14 protein-coding genes are annotated in these 14,842 nt (G+C 31.3%); 7 read left to right on the plus strand and 7 right to left on the minus strand.

Features of this window, described 5'->3' with window-relative positions:
* Positions 1-9: 9 nt before the first annotated feature.
* Positions 10-1,092 (minus strand): efflux RND transporter periplasmic adaptor subunit, encoded by a 1,083-nt coding sequence (locus tag HNP99_RS10940; protein ID WP_173853423.1) that lies wholly within the window; start codon positions 1,090-1,092, stop codon positions 10-12.
* Between the two features lie 161 nt (positions 1,093-1,253).
* A complete protein-coding gene (locus tag HNP99_RS10945) occupies positions 1,254-1,649 on the minus strand; it encodes a hypothetical protein (RefSeq protein WP_173853424.1) in 396 nt (131 codons plus the stop codon).
* A gap of 436 nt (positions 1,650-2,085) precedes the next feature.
* Here HNP99_RS10945 and HNP99_RS10950 point away from each other — a divergent pair, with 436 nt between their 5' ends.
* The 5 genes from HNP99_RS10950 to HNP99_RS10970 all read left to right on the plus strand — a co-directional run bounded on the left by HNP99_RS10950 (position 2,086) and on the right by HNP99_RS10970 (position 5,916).
* The gene (locus HNP99_RS10950) at positions 2,086-2,685 is read left to right on the plus strand and encodes a nitroreductase family protein (protein ID WP_173853425.1); all 600 of its coding nucleotides are present in this window, start codon (positions 2,086-2,088) and stop codon (positions 2,683-2,685) included.
* A 1-nt stretch (position 2,686) separates the two neighbouring features.
* Positions 2,687-3,751, plus strand: a complete 1,065-nt coding sequence (locus tag HNP99_RS10955) for an L-dopachrome tautomerase-related protein (RefSeq protein WP_173853426.1) — start codon at positions 2,687-2,689, stop codon at positions 3,749-3,751.
* Between the two features lie 376 nt (positions 3,752-4,127).
* The gene (locus HNP99_RS10960) at positions 4,128-4,289 is read left to right on the plus strand and encodes a DUF1328 family protein (protein WP_173853427.1); all 162 of its coding nucleotides are present in this window, start codon (positions 4,128-4,130) and stop codon (positions 4,287-4,289) included.
* A 76-nt stretch (positions 4,290-4,365) separates the two neighbouring features.
* Positions 4,366-4,695: a hypothetical protein gene (locus HNP99_RS10965; RefSeq protein WP_217424413.1), complete on the plus strand. Its 330-nt coding sequence runs from the start codon at positions 4,366-4,368 to the stop codon at positions 4,693-4,695.
* 207 nt (positions 4,696-4,902) lie between these two features.
* On the plus strand, positions 4,903-5,916 hold the full coding sequence (locus HNP99_RS10970) for a helix-turn-helix domain-containing protein (protein ID WP_173853428.1): 1,014 nt from the start codon (positions 4,903-4,905) through the stop codon (positions 5,914-5,916).
* Positions 5,917-6,106: 190 nt separating this feature from the next.
* Here HNP99_RS10970 and HNP99_RS10975 read toward each other — a convergent pair whose 3' ends face one another.
* From HNP99_RS10975 to HNP99_RS10995, 5 genes are read right to left on the minus strand one after another with little or no spacing between them, the layout of a single operon-like run.
* Positions 6,107-6,688, minus strand: a complete 582-nt coding sequence (locus HNP99_RS10975) for a chemotaxis protein CheB (protein WP_173853429.1) — start codon at positions 6,686-6,688, stop codon at positions 6,107-6,109.
* A complete protein-coding gene (locus HNP99_RS10980; protein ID WP_173853430.1) occupies positions 6,670-7,479 on the minus strand; it encodes a CheR family methyltransferase in 810 nt (269 codons plus the stop codon). The genes HNP99_RS10975 and HNP99_RS10980 overlap by 19 nt, the downstream gene beginning before the upstream one ends.
* A gap of 10 nt (positions 7,480-7,489) precedes the next feature.
* Positions 7,490-7,867, minus strand: coding sequence for a response regulator (locus HNP99_RS10985; RefSeq protein WP_371810464.1), 378 nt, complete (start codon positions 7,865-7,867; stop codon positions 7,490-7,492).
* Between the two features lie 6 nt (positions 7,868-7,873).
* On the minus strand, positions 7,874-11,443 hold the full coding sequence (locus HNP99_RS10990) for a hybrid sensor histidine kinase/response regulator (RefSeq protein ID WP_173853431.1): 3,570 nt from the start codon (positions 11,441-11,443) through the stop codon (positions 7,874-7,876).
* Between the two features lie 24 nt (positions 11,444-11,467).
* Complete coding sequence (locus HNP99_RS10995) at positions 11,468-12,685, minus strand: hybrid sensor histidine kinase/response regulator (protein ID WP_173853432.1); 1,218 nt, start codon at positions 12,683-12,685, stop codon at positions 11,468-11,470.
* Positions 12,686-13,308: 623 nt separating this feature from the next.
* On the opposite strand from HNP99_RS10995, the gene HNP99_RS11000 reads away from it, so the two are divergent.
* Positions 13,309-13,878, plus strand: coding sequence for a pentapeptide repeat-containing protein (locus tag HNP99_RS11000; RefSeq protein ID WP_173853433.1), 570 nt, complete (start codon positions 13,309-13,311; stop codon positions 13,876-13,878).
* A 75-nt stretch (positions 13,879-13,953) separates the two neighbouring features.
* Positions 13,954-14,841 carry a carbon-nitrogen hydrolase gene (locus HNP99_RS11005; RefSeq protein WP_173853434.1) on the plus strand — a complete coding sequence of 296 codons (888 nt, stop codon included), beginning with the start codon at positions 13,954-13,956 and terminating at the stop codon, positions 14,839-14,841.
* Position 14,842 lies beyond the last annotated feature (1 nt).

A 14,842-nucleotide genomic window follows, 5' to 3' on the forward strand; every position in this document is an offset into this window, starting at 1 on the left:
TTAAACCAACTATTCTGCTCTTAGTCTCAAACTTGATAACACCTTTTTTGGACTTAAATAATCAAATTTGATTTTGTCGTTTTCATTCGCTTTTTGAATTCCGTCAAAAACAATTTTATCACCAACAGTAATACCAGAGTCAATAACATATAAATCAGGCATGTCCCCTTTTATCGTGATTTCTCTTGATTTAATCACATTGTTTTTGTCTACTACAAATACGTATTTTTTATCTTGAATTTCATAAGTCGCTTTTTGAGGAATTACAAGCGCTTGTTTTAAAGGAACGGTCATCATAACGGAACCCGTTTCACCGTTTCTTAGCAGTTTTTCGGAATTAGGGAAACGCGCTCTAAAAGCGATATTACCTGTTTCATTATCAAACTCTCCCTCAACTAACTCCACTTTTCCTTTGTCTTTGAATACATCACCATTTGCAAGTAATAAGTTTACTTTATTATCAGCGCGGTCTTTTACATGCGTTTGATAATTCAAATATTCAGGTTCTGACACATTAAAATAGGCAAAAATCTCACTATTGTCAGAAAGGCTTGTAAGCAATTCTCCTTCATCAATTAAACTTCCCAGTTTTTTAGGAATTCTGTCAATTGTACCTGAAAAAGGCGCTCTAATTTCTGTAAATGATAAATGTAATTTAGCTAGAGAAACCTCGGCTCTTGCTTGTTGCAATCTTGCTACGGCAACCGCTTGTTCATTTTTAGAAACAATATTTTTGTCGGCTAGTGTTTTTGCGTTTTGTAATTCAATTTCAGCAGCTTTAGCTTCTCCTTGTGCCTTTAATAATTCGGCTTCATACATTTTTGGCATAATTCTGAACAACAGTTGTCCTGCCTTTACGTACTGTCCTTCGTCTACATAGATGTTTTGTAGAAAACCCTTTTCTTGAGCGCGGATTTCAATATTTCGAACTGATTTAATTTGAGATACATACTGTTTTGTGAATGATGTATCAATAACCACTGGATTTGTAACCGTAAACTTGGTTGATTCTTCCTTTTCTTCTTTTTTTGAGTTACAGCTAACAAGGAACAACGTGGCCATAAAGCCCGTAATCATGATAATTTTTTTCATGGCGTAAAATAGAAATTAAGCAATTGATTGATTGAGATTTAGGTATCTCGTTTGGTAGTAAAAAAACATCAGTTGCTTCAAATTATTCCATACAAGAAGTTAACGTAAGCTACGTTATCAGTAAAGTCAGTCTAAAATTTGGCAACTAAATTATTTATTGCTCAAATCCTTAGTACTCGTAGTCTAGTAAAAATTGGAGATGAATAACCACTAAATTGTGGAATAACTTTTAAAATATTGTAGTTAAAATCTACAAGGGTAAGACCCGAAATATCTTGATACCAAACTTTAGGTAACAAGTAATTATTGACTGCTAATTTCTTAGCAAAATTATCCTTATTATCAGTACCAATATGAAAATCATCTTCTACATCAGTATCAGCATCTTCAATTAAGTCGCTGTCTTGATCTTTATGAAAAAATTTAACTTGGTGGTTTTTTGCAAGAGTAGTTGTTATGGTATAGCCAATGTGACTATCATTTGTAGTAGCATGTAGATTATTACCTCCGCTAAGCAGAAGAATACAGAAATATGTAAAATATAAAGCTACTCTCATTAGGTGCTCAAAATTAAAATGAAATTTGAGTAAAAAATCTGAATTTAAATGGATAAAAGTAGCGAAAACGTTTTCTCTTTACCGCTCTAAATTCGGGTCAAAAGTATAATGAAATTTTGAATAAATTATGCGTTTTAATACTATTTTAAGAATTATATTTTAAATGCTTTAAAATTCTTAATTCAATAAATAATCCTGACAAAAATTCTTAATTTAAAAGATTTATAATGTGAATAGTATGATAAAAAAGCAATTATCATCACTCTTAGTTTATCTTAATTATAATATATGAAAATTGGTCTCAAAATGTGCTTCTAAATCTAAAACTACTGTTAAATAACTAAATTTTAATACTTGTCATCCTATTAATCATTGTGATTACCTCTTGTAAACGGTACCTTTGCCTCTTTACTATTCACAATAAAAATATTCAAAAATGAGTTTTATAAATGCAATGAAAAGTCGTTACACTACTAAAAAGTATGATGACACTAAAAGTATAGATTCCAAAAAAATTGAAGAGCTAAAAGAAATACTTTTACTAAGTCCTTCTTCTATAAACAGCCAGCCTTGGCAATTTTATTTTGTATCTGATAAAAAAGTAAAAGAACAATTAGCTGCTGCTTCCTTATTTAATGCCGAAAAAATAAACAACTGTGATACTCTTGTCATTTTTAACGCTATCGATGATGTAGCTTTATTTGAAAAACAAGTAAATGAGAATTTACCTGAGTCAGCGGTTAATTATTTTAATACCTACTTAAAACAATTATCAGATCAGGATCTTAAAATATGGTTTGACAAGCAAGTCTATTTATCCCTTGGTATTTTTCTAGCCGCTTGTGCACAAATGGAAATTGATGCAACTCCAATGGAAGGAATCGAACCCGATAAATATAAAACAATACTTAAACTTGAAGGTTATAGAAGCCTTTTTGCAGTAGCAATAGGATATAGAGCTGCTGATGATACAAACCAACCTAGTGTTAAACCTAAATCGAGATTAGCACACCCAACAATAATTAAAACAATTTAAAATGAAAAAAATAGTCATATTATTACTTTCAATCCTCAGCTTCACAAGTTGTAAGAAAGAAGTAAAAAAAACTCAAGTTAAAACGGAGGAAGTAGTTCCTAAACCCATAATTAAAGAAGTTGCTGTATTTAAAGGTCAACAAGTTACTGGAGTTACCGTAACTCAGGAAGGCCGTATTTTTGTAAACTTTCCGCGCTGGAGAACTGGAGTAGAAAACGCTGTTGCCGAAGTCGTGAATGGTAAAACTACTGCTTATCCTAATGCTAAATGGAATAAATGGGAAATAGGTCAAGACGTAAATGATTCGGTTTTTGTCGCAGTACAATCTGTTGTGGCTTTTAATAATGATTTGTATGTACTTGACACCCGTAGTCCACAATTTAAAGGTGTGATTGGTGCGCCAAAGTTATTTGTATTTGACCTTACTACAAATGCATTAAAAAGAACCTATACCTTCCCTAAAGAAAGTTTTCATAAAGACTCCTATATAAATGACTTGCGAGTGGATCCAGAAAATGGAAGCGTATACCTAACAGATTCAGGTCATGCTGGGCTAATTATTCTAAATATTGAAACAGGAAATGCAAAGCGTGTTCTTGATAATAATGTTGTCACAAAAGCTGAAGTAGATCATTTAACTTTTGAAGGAAAAGAATGGAAAAACAAAGTAAACTCTGATGGAATAGCAATAAACCCTATTAATAAAAAATTGTATTTCCATGCGTTATCTGGTTATACCTTATACGCTATTGATGTACAAACATTAATAAATGGCACGGAAGCTGAGATTGAAAAAGGTGTTGAAAAGATAGCTAAAACATCGGCTCCAGACGGAATGGTGTTTGATACAAATGGAAATTTATATTATGCCGATTTAGAGCATAATGCCATTATGAAAATGGATGCAAAAGGCGTTATTAGTATTTTTGTTGAAGGAGATCAAGTTCGCTGGGCAGATACTTTTAGTATTTATAACAATACGTTATATTATACTAACTCTAGAATTAATGAAGTAACAGGTCCTATTGAAAAAATGACTTTCAGCCTTAATTCAATCAAGTTGTAATTGTGAGCTAACTTATTAAGTTCCTAAATCTTTTTTTAAACCCAACCGTACTTTTAGTATTGTTGGGTTTTTCACTTTAAGGACACTTTGCATATGATTATACCAAAAACCAATATAAAAGAGTACAACTTAATGTTTGTTACATCTAGCGCAGTCAAGATGCTATAGTCATTCTCGACTCTGCACGAACTGACAATTGGACGGTTTTATAAATAGTACTGGTAGTATCATTAATAAGAGTTCATTCCGTATTTTTATATGTATTAAATGCGATTGAGTTAATTTTTTGATTTTTAGAGTTAAATAGTTGCAGGAATATATGCCAATTTTGTTCCAACAAACAAACAATATATTTATTAACTAAAAAACAAACATTATGTTAAGATGGACAGTCATTTTTATAATTCTAGCTATAGTAGCAGGAATTTTTGGATTCGGAGGAATAGCTGCTGGTGCTGCTGGTATCGCTAAAATATTATTCTTCATATTTATTGTACTATTTATTCTTTCGCTTATAAGCGGTAGAAAAAAACTATAAAGTCACACAATCACATTCTGTTTTATCATTAAACAGAATGTGATTTTTTTTTTAAAAATTCTAAATAAGAGCTATCATGGAAGAATATGCAAAACACGAAATAGGATACATTAAAAGGTATCAAGAAAAAGGGTATGGAGCTAATTTTCTTTTTCAAGGAAACAGCTTAATTGATACTGAAACTAAATACAAATACCAACCAGAGGAAATTTATATTGTTGCACAACACAGGTATGAAGGAATGAGCAATCCTGATGATATGTCTATATTATATGTGATTGAAACAGCAAATGCAGTAATGGGAACTTACCTTTTAGGTTACGGCCCTTCTGCTGATTTAGAAGCTGCTGAATTTTTTAATAAAGTTCCCAAGGAAAACTGCTCTAACAATGCTGCTATTGAATAAAAAATATAAAACACTGTTAATCAATAACTAAACCTTTACTATTAACAGTTATTTTTATTTAAATAATCGAAAAGTATAATTACGAAACATTACATAATAATTTTATAATAGCCAGCAATTACTTTATTACGAAATTTGAATTAATAAAAACAACGAAACATATTTACTAAAATAGGGATCGAGTTTTAAACTTTAATAGCAAGCGTAATGAAAAACATAACCATTCAGTCTGGAACATTAAAAGATTTTGTATTTGATCTTAAAAGCAATTTCAACGGCTCATTAGATTGTAATGCTAATGAATACAAATTAACGCTTGACAACGCTTTAATTAAAGGCAGTATTGAAGCAATTGCTTACCAAGAGGAAATGAAGTTCTTTGACTTTGACATTGTTTTTTTAGAAGATGTACAACTAACTATTAATTCTATTAGTTCCTCACCTACCTATTTTGCGTATTGTTCAGAGGGAACTTTAGAGCACAGTTTTGGTATATCCAAAAATACACACAGTATAAAAGCGCAGCAAAATGCGGTAATAAATACTGTAGGAGTAGTATCTAATGTATTCCATTTTAAAAAGAATATAGCCATTAAATTAGCATTAATTGGTGTAGTTACAGCTGCTATAGACGACAAAGATTCTTTAAATTCGAAAATAAAAAACACCTTTATCAATCAACAAGAAAGCTTTGTTCACATAGGAATTCAACATATAAATATCAGTCAAAAATTAGAACAATTAAGAAAAATTGATCAAAAAGGTATTGTTCGAAATTTACTTAAAAAGGGAATCTTACAAATTATTTTAGCAATGGAAATTGAGCATCACTCTAATAAGTACAATGCTACTGAGACAATTATAAATTGTTTAACGCTAAAGCAAATTGACCAAATTAAATTATTATCTAGTGTAATTCAAAAAGAGCCCGCTGAGTCTTATTCTATAAAATCATTAGCCAAACAAACAGGATTATCACCTAATAAATTACAAGAAGGATTCAAGTTAATTCACAATACAACTGTAAATGATTTTATAACATTAATTCGTATTGAAAAGGCGGAAAGCTTAATTAGAAACACGGATTTAAATATTTCAGAAATAGTGTATTCAATAGGATTCACAAGCAGAAGTTATTTTTCGAAAATATTCAAACAAAAATACAATTGCAGTCCTAAAGAATACAAATACAGTCAAAACTCGTTAGCTATTACAGCTTAATATATACTTTTTTTCAAGGATTAGAGTAGGTCTAGTCCTTGAAAAGATTAAAACACGTTAGCTATTAAAGCACTAAATACCATTACTACTAAAAAAACAGCTTTTGGACAAAAGCTGTTTTTTTGTATAACCATTTTAAAAAGTTAAATTAGTTTTACTAATGAATATTGGATAATAATACAGCCAATAGCTATTGTAAATTATTTAAAAAATCAATAATTTCTTCAATGGTGAAAACACAATCAGGATTTGCGTTTACTAAGGCGCTTTGAGGCATAAAAGGCATTTCGGCAGTGGTTGGATTTTGTACAATTGTAGTTCCTCCTGCTAGGTTTATTGCTTGTAAACCTTTAGTTCCATCAGCATTTGCTCCAGATAGTACAATTCCTAAAACTCTTGACCCGTAACTCTCCGCAGCCGATTCAAAGGAAACATCAATACTGGGCCGACTATAATTAATTTTTTCAGAAGCGTCAAGTGAAATAATGGCCTCTTTTTCGAATAATAAATGATAATCCGAAGGCGCTACATAAATACATCCAGGTAAAATCGCCACTTTATCCTCTACTTCCTTCACATTCATAACTGATTTTAAATCAATTAACTCTTCTAAAGTTTTGTCTTCAGTATTTTTTCGGTGCAAAACAATAACTAAAGCATAGGGAGAAGCTGCTTTTAATTGCGGTAAGATTTTCATAAGTACTTGTAAACTTCCCGCAGATCCACCTATAATGACAATGTCAAACTGATTTTCTACTTTATCTTTCTCCATACTTTCTCATTATTCAATTGCTTGAAATTATCGCTAATGGGAGCAAATTTCATCGTCTCTTTACTTCCTAGGGCAAGATAGCCCAAAGTAGATAAACTAGAATCAAAAAGATTCAACGCTCTTTCTTGTAAATCCTTATCAAAATAAATCAATACATTTCTACATAAAATTAAGTCAAACTCGTTAAAAGAACCATCAGAAACCAAATTATGTTGGGAGAAAACCATCTTAACCGAAAATTCATCATTAAACTTTGCTAGACCATAATTTGCAGTGTAATAATCTGAAAAATCATTACTACCTCCTGAATTTCTATAATTCTCAGCAAATTGTTTTATTGTTTGTAGTCCAAAAACACCTTTGCGAGCTTTTTCTAATACTTTCGCATTTATATCTGTAGCATAAATCAATGATTTGCTTAATAAATTAGCTTCTTTAAGTAAGATTGCCATTGAAAAAACTTCCTCTCCAGTCGAGCATCCTGCATGCCATATTCGTATGAACGGTTTGGCGGCAAGATTGGGCAAAACTTCGGTTCTAAGGCATTCGTAAAACGAAGGATCTCTAAACATTTCAGTAACGTTCACAGTGATCTCTTCGACTAATCGTTTGTAATACTCCGGTTCCGACCTGATTTTCGATAAAAAGTCTGAAAATCGCGTAAAGCCATCGAGTTGATAAATTCTATCTACTCGTCGTTTTAATGAAGCTCTGGAATAACTTCCAAAATCAAAACCGTAGTATTCATATACAACATTAATTAATGTTTCTAATTGTAAATCCTCAATCATAAATATCTCATTATATATTTCGCAGCGAGTCGAGTAATTTATCTACATCAACTGGTTTAGAAATATAATCATCTGCACCCGCTTCTAAACATTTCTCTCTATCTCCCATCATGGCTTGCGCGGTAACCGATACGATATAAGTTTGTTCCCGTAACGGAATTTTTTTTATCATAGGTATTGCTTCATAACCATCAATATCAGGCATCATCATATCAATAAGAATGGCATCAATGGCATCCTCAGTGCTTAAGATTTTCAAAGCTTCTTCAGCACTTAAACAAGACACACATTCAAACGAACGTGCTCGTAATGTAGCCGAAAGGGCAAATATATTTCGAGCATCGTCATCAATAATTAAAACTCTCTTTTTAGCCATATCTAAAGACATTATATTTTAAAAATTATCATAAAGCCACACACGTAATAATGATAGCAACTGGTCAATATCTACTGGTTTAGTAATATAGTCAGATGCGCCTGCTTGAATGCATTTTTCTCTATCCCCAGTCATTGCTTTTGCGGTTACAGCAATTACGGGTAGGTTTTTTAGTTTTTCGTTTTTACGAATGATACCCGCCGTTTCATAACCATCCATATTAGGCATCATCATGTCTAATAAAACTATATCAGTTTGTGGATTTTCGTCTAAAACTTTCAATGCTTCTTTCCCGTCAATGGCAGTGATTACATTCATTTTAAATACTTCTAGCGCTTTTGTAAGCGAATAGATATTTCGAACATCATCATCAACGACTAAAACCGTTTTATCTTTTAGGATATTATTTAAAAGATTCATTTTTTTATACACGTCTTTCTTACTACTTTCATCTTTATTCTCTTCTACAAGATGTAAAAATAAAGAAACCTCATCCAACATTCGTTGATAAGAATGTGCGGTTTTTACAACAATAGAATCAGCGTATTTTTTGATTTTCAGCTCCTCTTTCATTGATAAACTCTTCCCTGTAAAAACAATTACTGGTAGTTTTTCTAAACCGTGATTCTTTTTAACTTCTTCTAGGATTTCATATGCTTTAGCATCAGGAATTCCCATATCTAGAATAACGCAATCAATTTCGTTATTACTTAAAGTTTGTACCCCATCATGAACTTCACTTTTAATTTCCGACTTAATATTATATGTCTCTAAAAAATAAGAAAGCGCTTCAGCATGTTTGGGATTATCCTCTATGATAAGTACTTTTTGAGACTCTTTATTGATGATTTGCTCAATGTGTTTAAAAATATCAGGCATTTTTTCAAATGCGACTGGTTTATTCAAGAAGTTAACCGCTCCTTTCAACAAACTTTCTTGTTTTAATTGATGCGAAGACATAATGTGAACCGGAATGTGTTTTGTTTTCCAATTTCCTTTTAACTCTTCCATCACTTGCCATCCATTTTTAATAGGCAATTGAATATCTAATAAAATACCAACTGGGTTGTATTGTAAAGCATACGTCAAAGCATAATCTCCCCTAACAGAGACAACGCCTTTATACCCACGTTGACGACTAAAAGACAATAGCGATTTAGCAAAATTCACATCATCTTCAACAATTAAAATAACTTTATCTAACGGGGTGATTGTATCACGATCATCAGCTACGTCATCAGGTATCGTTAAGCTTAAATACTTGTTTGCTTCTTGTTCTTTTACAATAGTTACTATTTTTTCTAATTCAGGAACAACTTTCTCTTCTTCAATTATTCTATCTATTGTAGAACCTACAATGGGAACAAGTAAAGTAAACTCACTTCCCTCGCCCATTTCACTCTTTAGTTTTATCTCTCCTTGTAGTAACTTAGCCAGTTCTCTACTAATTGACAAACCTAATCCAGTACCACCATATTTCCTTTTAGTAGATCCATCAGCTTGCTGAAAAGCTTCAAAAACAAGCGGTTGTTTTTCTAATGAAATTCCAATTCCAGTGTCTTTTACTCCAAACGAAATCATTTGCGGATCCTTAGTATCTTTCTTTATTTCTAAAGTTACGCTTCCTTTTGAGGTAAACTTTATCGCATTAGAAATCAAATTTTTAAGAATTTGTTCTAATCGCATTTTATCAGTCTTAATGACTAAAGGAGCAGCATGAGCGTCAATTTCGAAAATTATTTTTTTATCTCTGGCTACTTCGGTAAATAAATCTTTTAGGCCATCAGTAACTTCTTTAGTTGTTACTTCAGTCAGTTCTAATTCCATTTTTCCAGCCTCAATTTTTGATAAATCTAAGATTTCATCAATCAAACCTAACAGTCCGTTTCCAGAACTTTGAATCACTTTAGCAAACTCGATTTGCTCTCCATTCATATTATTATCATTATTCTCTGAAAGCAGTCGACTCAATAATAAAATAGAGTTTAATGGCGTGCGCAATTCATGAGACATATTTGCTAAAAACTCCGACTTGTATCTCGTAGTTAACTCTAAATCTTCTGATTTTTTTTGAATCTCCGAATTTTTTTCCTCTAATAAAACACTTCTTTCAGCCAGTTCTTCATTAGTTTGCTGTAACTCTTCTTGTTGCACTCTTAATTCTTCTTCAGAAGCTTGCAATTTTTCTGTTTGCGTTTCTAATTCGGCATTAATTGCCTCCATTTCGCTGTGTTGCAAACGCAATTCTTCTGATTGTGATTGCGTTTCTTCAAGTAATTCGTTTAAGCGTTTTCGGTTTTGAGTAGCTTTTATTGCTATTCCTATATTACTAGCAACTGCATTTAAAAACTCAAATTCAATTTCTGAAAAACCTTTAACGCTCGCTAATTCAATAACACCTTCTACTTTATTATCCTGTAAAGGGATAGCAATAATATGAGAAGGCTTCACCTCTCCTAAACCATAAGAAATTTTAATATCATCATCTGTAAAAGTTTTAATTTCAATTAGCTTTCGCGAAATTGCTGCTTGTCCAGTAATTCCCTGACCTATTTTAAAGCGCTCTTTGTCTTTATTAGGAATATAGCTGTAACCAGCAGCTCTATACAATTCATCTCCTTCAGTAATATAAATAAGTCCAGCACTACTGTTAGAGTAAACTGCTACAAATTCTATAATATCCTTACTTAAAACGGTTAATTTTTTTTCACCAAGCATAATTTCATTAAGCTGAGCAATACCAGTTTGTAACCATTCTTTTTCAGACAATGATTGAAAAGATTTCCCTAATGCTATTCCCATATTATTTAGAGAAACCCCTACATTACCTAGTGCATCACTCTGGTTGTCGTCTACTCTAATATCATAATGCCCCTCAGATAATTGAACCGCGATGCTACTAATGGCTTTTATACGTTCAGCAGTTTCAAAATCCTTACGTTCTAACTCTTTTTGAAGTGCTGTTCTTTCTTTAAAATCTTTCAAGATTCTAAATAGCATTAGTACACTAATTAATATCGCTATTAAAAAAGCTACTACTATTAAAACAGAACTATAGTTACCAAAACGTTCTGAAGTAGCATTGCGTTTTACTAATAATGCTTGTTCATTTTTTTCGATACGTTTAACGATAACTTTAATTTGCTCCATTAAAATTTTACCCGTGTCTAAGTCGTAATTTTGAACATTTACCCCTATTCTTTTGTCACTTACGCGGTACCTTAAAAACTTAAACAGCTTATTTCTAATAGGTTTTAACTCCTTTAGACTGCTTTGTTGTATAGGATTATCAACTGTTAATTGTTCAATTTTTTCAAAGGCAGCATTTGCTTTTTCTTCTGATTCATCAAAATGACTTAAAAAATCTTCTCGACCTGTAATCAAGAAACCGCGCATGCTTGTTTGTGCTTCTACTAAATTATTAGTTCCTTCATTAACATTGTAGATTATTTCCTGAGTATGATTAACAAGTGCCATACTATCAAGAAGGCTTCTTATACTCATAAAAGAAGCTAATGAACTCACCATTAACACCACTATCGATATTCCCGAACTAATGTATAGATTACGCTTAAAATTATTTCCCATACTATTTATAAACCTATTATTATATTAACTATTAAAGTCTAATGGCAACACTATTATAAAATTTGCCCCTTCTCCTTCTTTACTTATAGCGGTAATTAAACCGTTGTGTTTCTCTATTATTTTTTTGGCTATAGCCAATCCAATACCAGTTCCTTCATATACTTTGCGGTCACTAAGACTCTGAAAAATCATGAAAATTTTATTCAAGTATTGATCATCAAAACCTATTCCGTTGTCTTTTATCGAAATTCGGCAAAACTTTCCTGACTCAGAAACGTTACTATCAAAACTTCTTTCTTCAATTAATTCCGATGTAATATCTATAACTGGTAACACATCTTTTTTAGCAAATTTTAATGAGTTCCCAATCAAGTTTTGAAATACTTGTCGCAATTGTGTTGGAATTCCATTAATTGTGGGGAGTTTATTAATATTGACTACCGCTTTTTTATCCTCTATTAAATAATCTAAATCGTTAACAACCTCAATTGCTAATTCTTCTAAAGGTGCTTTTTCAGGATTTACTTTTGCTGACAAGCGAGAATACTCTAATAAATCAGTAATTAAATTCTGCATCCTTTCTGCGGCTTTCACCGTGCGGTTTACATAATCAATAGCTTTTTCATCTTCTAAAAGGTATTTGTCTTTAATGATATTGATAAAAATTTGAATCTTACGAAGTGGTTCTTTAAGATCGTGAGATACAACCCAAGAAAATTGCTGTAACTCGTGATTTTTAAGCTCTAATTCCTCATTTTTAGTAACCAACTCTTTCGTTCTTTCGGCAATTTTTACTTCTAAGTTCTCTTGCGCCTCTTTTCTAACTTCAACCTCTTTAGATAATAAATCTCTTATATCTATGAGCTCTTTTTGTTGTTGATAGATTTTTAAGAATGTTTTTACTTTTAAAATTAGTAAATCAGAGTCCACTGGTTTTGTGATATAATCAACTCCACCTGTTTCATATCCTTTTGAAATAAATTTCTTTTGTTTATTTACCGCTGATAAAAAGATAACCGGAATATCCTTAGTACGATTATTGCCCGCTAATATCTCAGCAACTTCAAATCCATCCATTCCTGGCATTTGAACGTCCATTATGATAAGTGCATAATCATTCTTTAGAATTTTCTTCAGCGCTTCTTCACCAGACTCAGCCGAATCAACATCTAAATTATGAAGCTCCAATATTTTTTTTAAAGCGATTATATTGGCTTTAATATCATCAACAATTAGTATCATAAATTTGTATTTCTTTCACTTTTGTTTTAAACAAAAATCATGCATTAAGTAACTTTACATTATAAAATAATTACCGTTCTAAAAGGCAAATTTTCGAGTTAACGAAAATAGTTTTTTTCTTATAAAAGAAACAACTTTATTTTAAACATTATTTATTTAAAAAAACTTTCATAAATAAATCTACTAAAATATATTTTTCAGTGATTCAAAATTAAATAAAAGAACTTAAAAACCGTTATAAATACAATTGAATTTTAATTATTTATGTAAAAAAAAGCATACTAAAAAAAAGTACATTATAATCTTATAACTTTATCATAAAATCCTATAATTAATATCTTTAAAAAAACATAAACCCTCTAATAACCTAGTATTTAGAAGCTTTTAATATTTTACTTACTACCTAATTAAAAACTATAAAAAGTGAATATCAACGTCTAAAAAATCATCTTTATTATCATTTTTTTTACCACTAAATACTTTTAAAAAATCTTTCTTTTTAACCTTGAAAATCATTAATAAACAGCACGATATTTATATTAAAATAGGTTTTAATACTGCATTATTTTTTGTTAATTTGTAATTCCTATCCATTATTACTAAACGGATTTTTACACACTTGAATGACAGCCTATTTACTCGATAAAAACTATACAAAAATCCATTATAATGTGGATGATTTAAACCATCAAGAATTTGAATCTTGTGTTTTTGAATCTTGTGATTTTTCTGACTGTAACTTTATTGCAGTAACTTTTATAGACTGTACTTTCAACCACTGTACTTTTGATAATTCGCAAATAAATCATGTTGCCCTTAGAACTGTTTATTTTAATCATTGTAAAATAAGCGCAGTTAATTTTGCCATGTGCGACAAGCTTATTTTTGAAATACACTTTAAAAATTGCGTTTTAGATTTCTCAAAATTTTATACTTTAAAAATGAAAGCTACTACATTTAAAGACTGTAGTTTAGTTGCCGTAGATTTTATGAGCACCGATTTAACAGATGTCATATTTGAAAATTGTGATTTATACCGAACTGAATTTGCTGGAGCAAAAGCTAACAAAACAGACTTTAGAAGCAGTTATAATTATACCATTGATCCTGAAAAGACAAAATTAAAGAAAGCTTTTTTCTCACTCGAAGGTGTAAAAGGCTTATTAGCAAAACATAATATAACGGTAGTATAAATATTTCTTAAATCAAATAGGTGATTTTCTACTCTTTATAAAATTCACTATTTTTGTACTCTAAAAATTAATAAGATGCCAAATAAAAAATATAAAATAGCGGTTATTCAACTCAATCTTAATGATGTTGCCGAAAACAACCTCAAGAAATGTTTGAGTTGGGTACGCGATGCTGCTAGCCAAGGCGCTGAGGTTATCTCTTTGCCCGAATTATACAGTAGCCACTACTTTTGTCAAAGTGAAGATGTTGACAATTTTGCTATTGCAGAACCTTTATACAGTACTTCTTTTATAGCTTTTAGCGCTTTAGCAAAAGAGTTAGGTGTAGTGATTATTGTCCCTTTTTTCGAAAAAAGAATGGCTGGAATATATCACAACAGTGCATATATTATTGATACTGATGGCTCAGAAGCTGGTTTGTACCGCAAAATGCACATTCCAGATGATCCTCATTTCTATGAAAAATTCTATTTTACTCCTGGAGATTTAGGTTTTAAAACAATCCCGACACAAAAAGGAAAAATTGGAACACTGATTTGTTGGGATCAGTGGTATCCAGAAGCTGCTCGTTTAACGGCTCTTAAAGGTGCTGAGGTATTATTTTACCCTACAGCAATTGGATGGCATCCTGGTGAAAAAGAACAGTACGGAACTAACCAATACGGAGCTTGGATGAACGTAATGAAAGGTCATGCTGTAGCAAATGGTGTTTATGTTGCTGCTGCAAATAGAATTGGGCTAGAAAAATATTTACCTAATACTGACGGAATCGAATTTTGGGGTGCTTCATTTATTGCTGGGCCACAAGGTGAAATTTTGGCGCAAGCCTCACACGACAAAGAAGAAATCTTAATTGCCGAAGTTGATTTAGACTTACAAGAAAACGTACGTCAAAACTGGCCGTTTTTTAGAGACCGACGTATCGATGCTTTTGGAGATATCACTAAAAGAGCAATTGACTAAT

This window comes from Flavobacterium gelidicaeli (assembly GCF_013294005.1).
Classification (GTDB): Bacteria; Bacteroidota; Bacteroidia; order Flavobacteriales; family Flavobacteriaceae; genus Flavobacterium.

What these genes read in the sequence shown, in the direction of transcription:
- HNP99_RS10960 (WP_173853427.1), top strand. Translation starts at nt 4,128, where the DNA reads ATGTTAAGATGGACAGTCATTTTTATAATTCTAGCTATAGTAGCAGGA.
- HNP99_RS10970 (WP_173853428.1), top strand. Translation starts at nt 4,903, where the DNA reads ATGAAAAACATAACCATTCAGTCTGGAACATTAAAAGATTTTGTATTT.
- HNP99_RS11005 (WP_173853434.1), top strand. Translation starts at nt 13,954, where the DNA reads ATGCCAAATAAAAAATATAAAATAGCGGTTATTCAACTCAATCTTAAT.
- HNP99_RS10955 (WP_173853426.1), top strand. Translation starts at nt 2,687, where the DNA reads ATGAAAAAAATAGTCATATTATTACTTTCAATCCTCAGCTTCACAAGT.
- HNP99_RS10980 (WP_173853430.1), bottom strand. Translation starts at nt 7,479, where the DNA reads ATGATTGAGGATTTACAATTAGAAACATTAATTAATGTTGTATATGAA.
- HNP99_RS10965 (WP_217424413.1), top strand. Translation starts at nt 4,366, where the DNA reads ATGGAAGAATATGCAAAACACGAAATAGGATACATTAAAAGGTATCAA.
- HNP99_RS11000 (WP_173853433.1), top strand. Translation starts at nt 13,309, where the DNA reads ATGACAGCCTATTTACTCGATAAAAACTATACAAAAATCCATTATAAT.
- HNP99_RS10950 (WP_173853425.1), top strand. Translation starts at nt 2,086, where the DNA reads ATGAGTTTTATAAATGCAATGAAAAGTCGTTACACTACTAAAAAGTAT.
- HNP99_RS10940 (WP_173853423.1), bottom strand. Translation starts at nt 1,092, where the DNA reads ATGAAAAAAATTATCATGATTACGGGCTTTATGGCCACGTTGTTCCTT.
- HNP99_RS10985 (WP_371810464.1), bottom strand. Translation starts at nt 7,867, where the DNA reads ATGTCTTTAGATATGGCTAAAAAGAGAGTTTTAATTATTGATGACGAT.
- HNP99_RS10990 (WP_173853431.1), bottom strand. Translation starts at nt 11,443, where the DNA reads ATGGGAAATAATTTTAAGCGTAATCTATACATTAGTTCGGGAATATCG.
- HNP99_RS10945 (WP_173853424.1), bottom strand. Translation starts at nt 1,649, where the DNA reads ATGAGAGTAGCTTTATATTTTACATATTTCTGTATTCTTCTGCTTAGC.
- HNP99_RS10995 (WP_173853432.1), bottom strand. Translation starts at nt 12,685, where the DNA reads ATGATACTAATTGTTGATGATATTAAAGCCAATATAATCGCTTTAAAA.
- HNP99_RS10975 (WP_173853429.1), bottom strand. Translation starts at nt 6,688, where the DNA reads ATGGAGAAAGATAAAGTAGAAAATCAGTTTGACATTGTCATTATAGGT.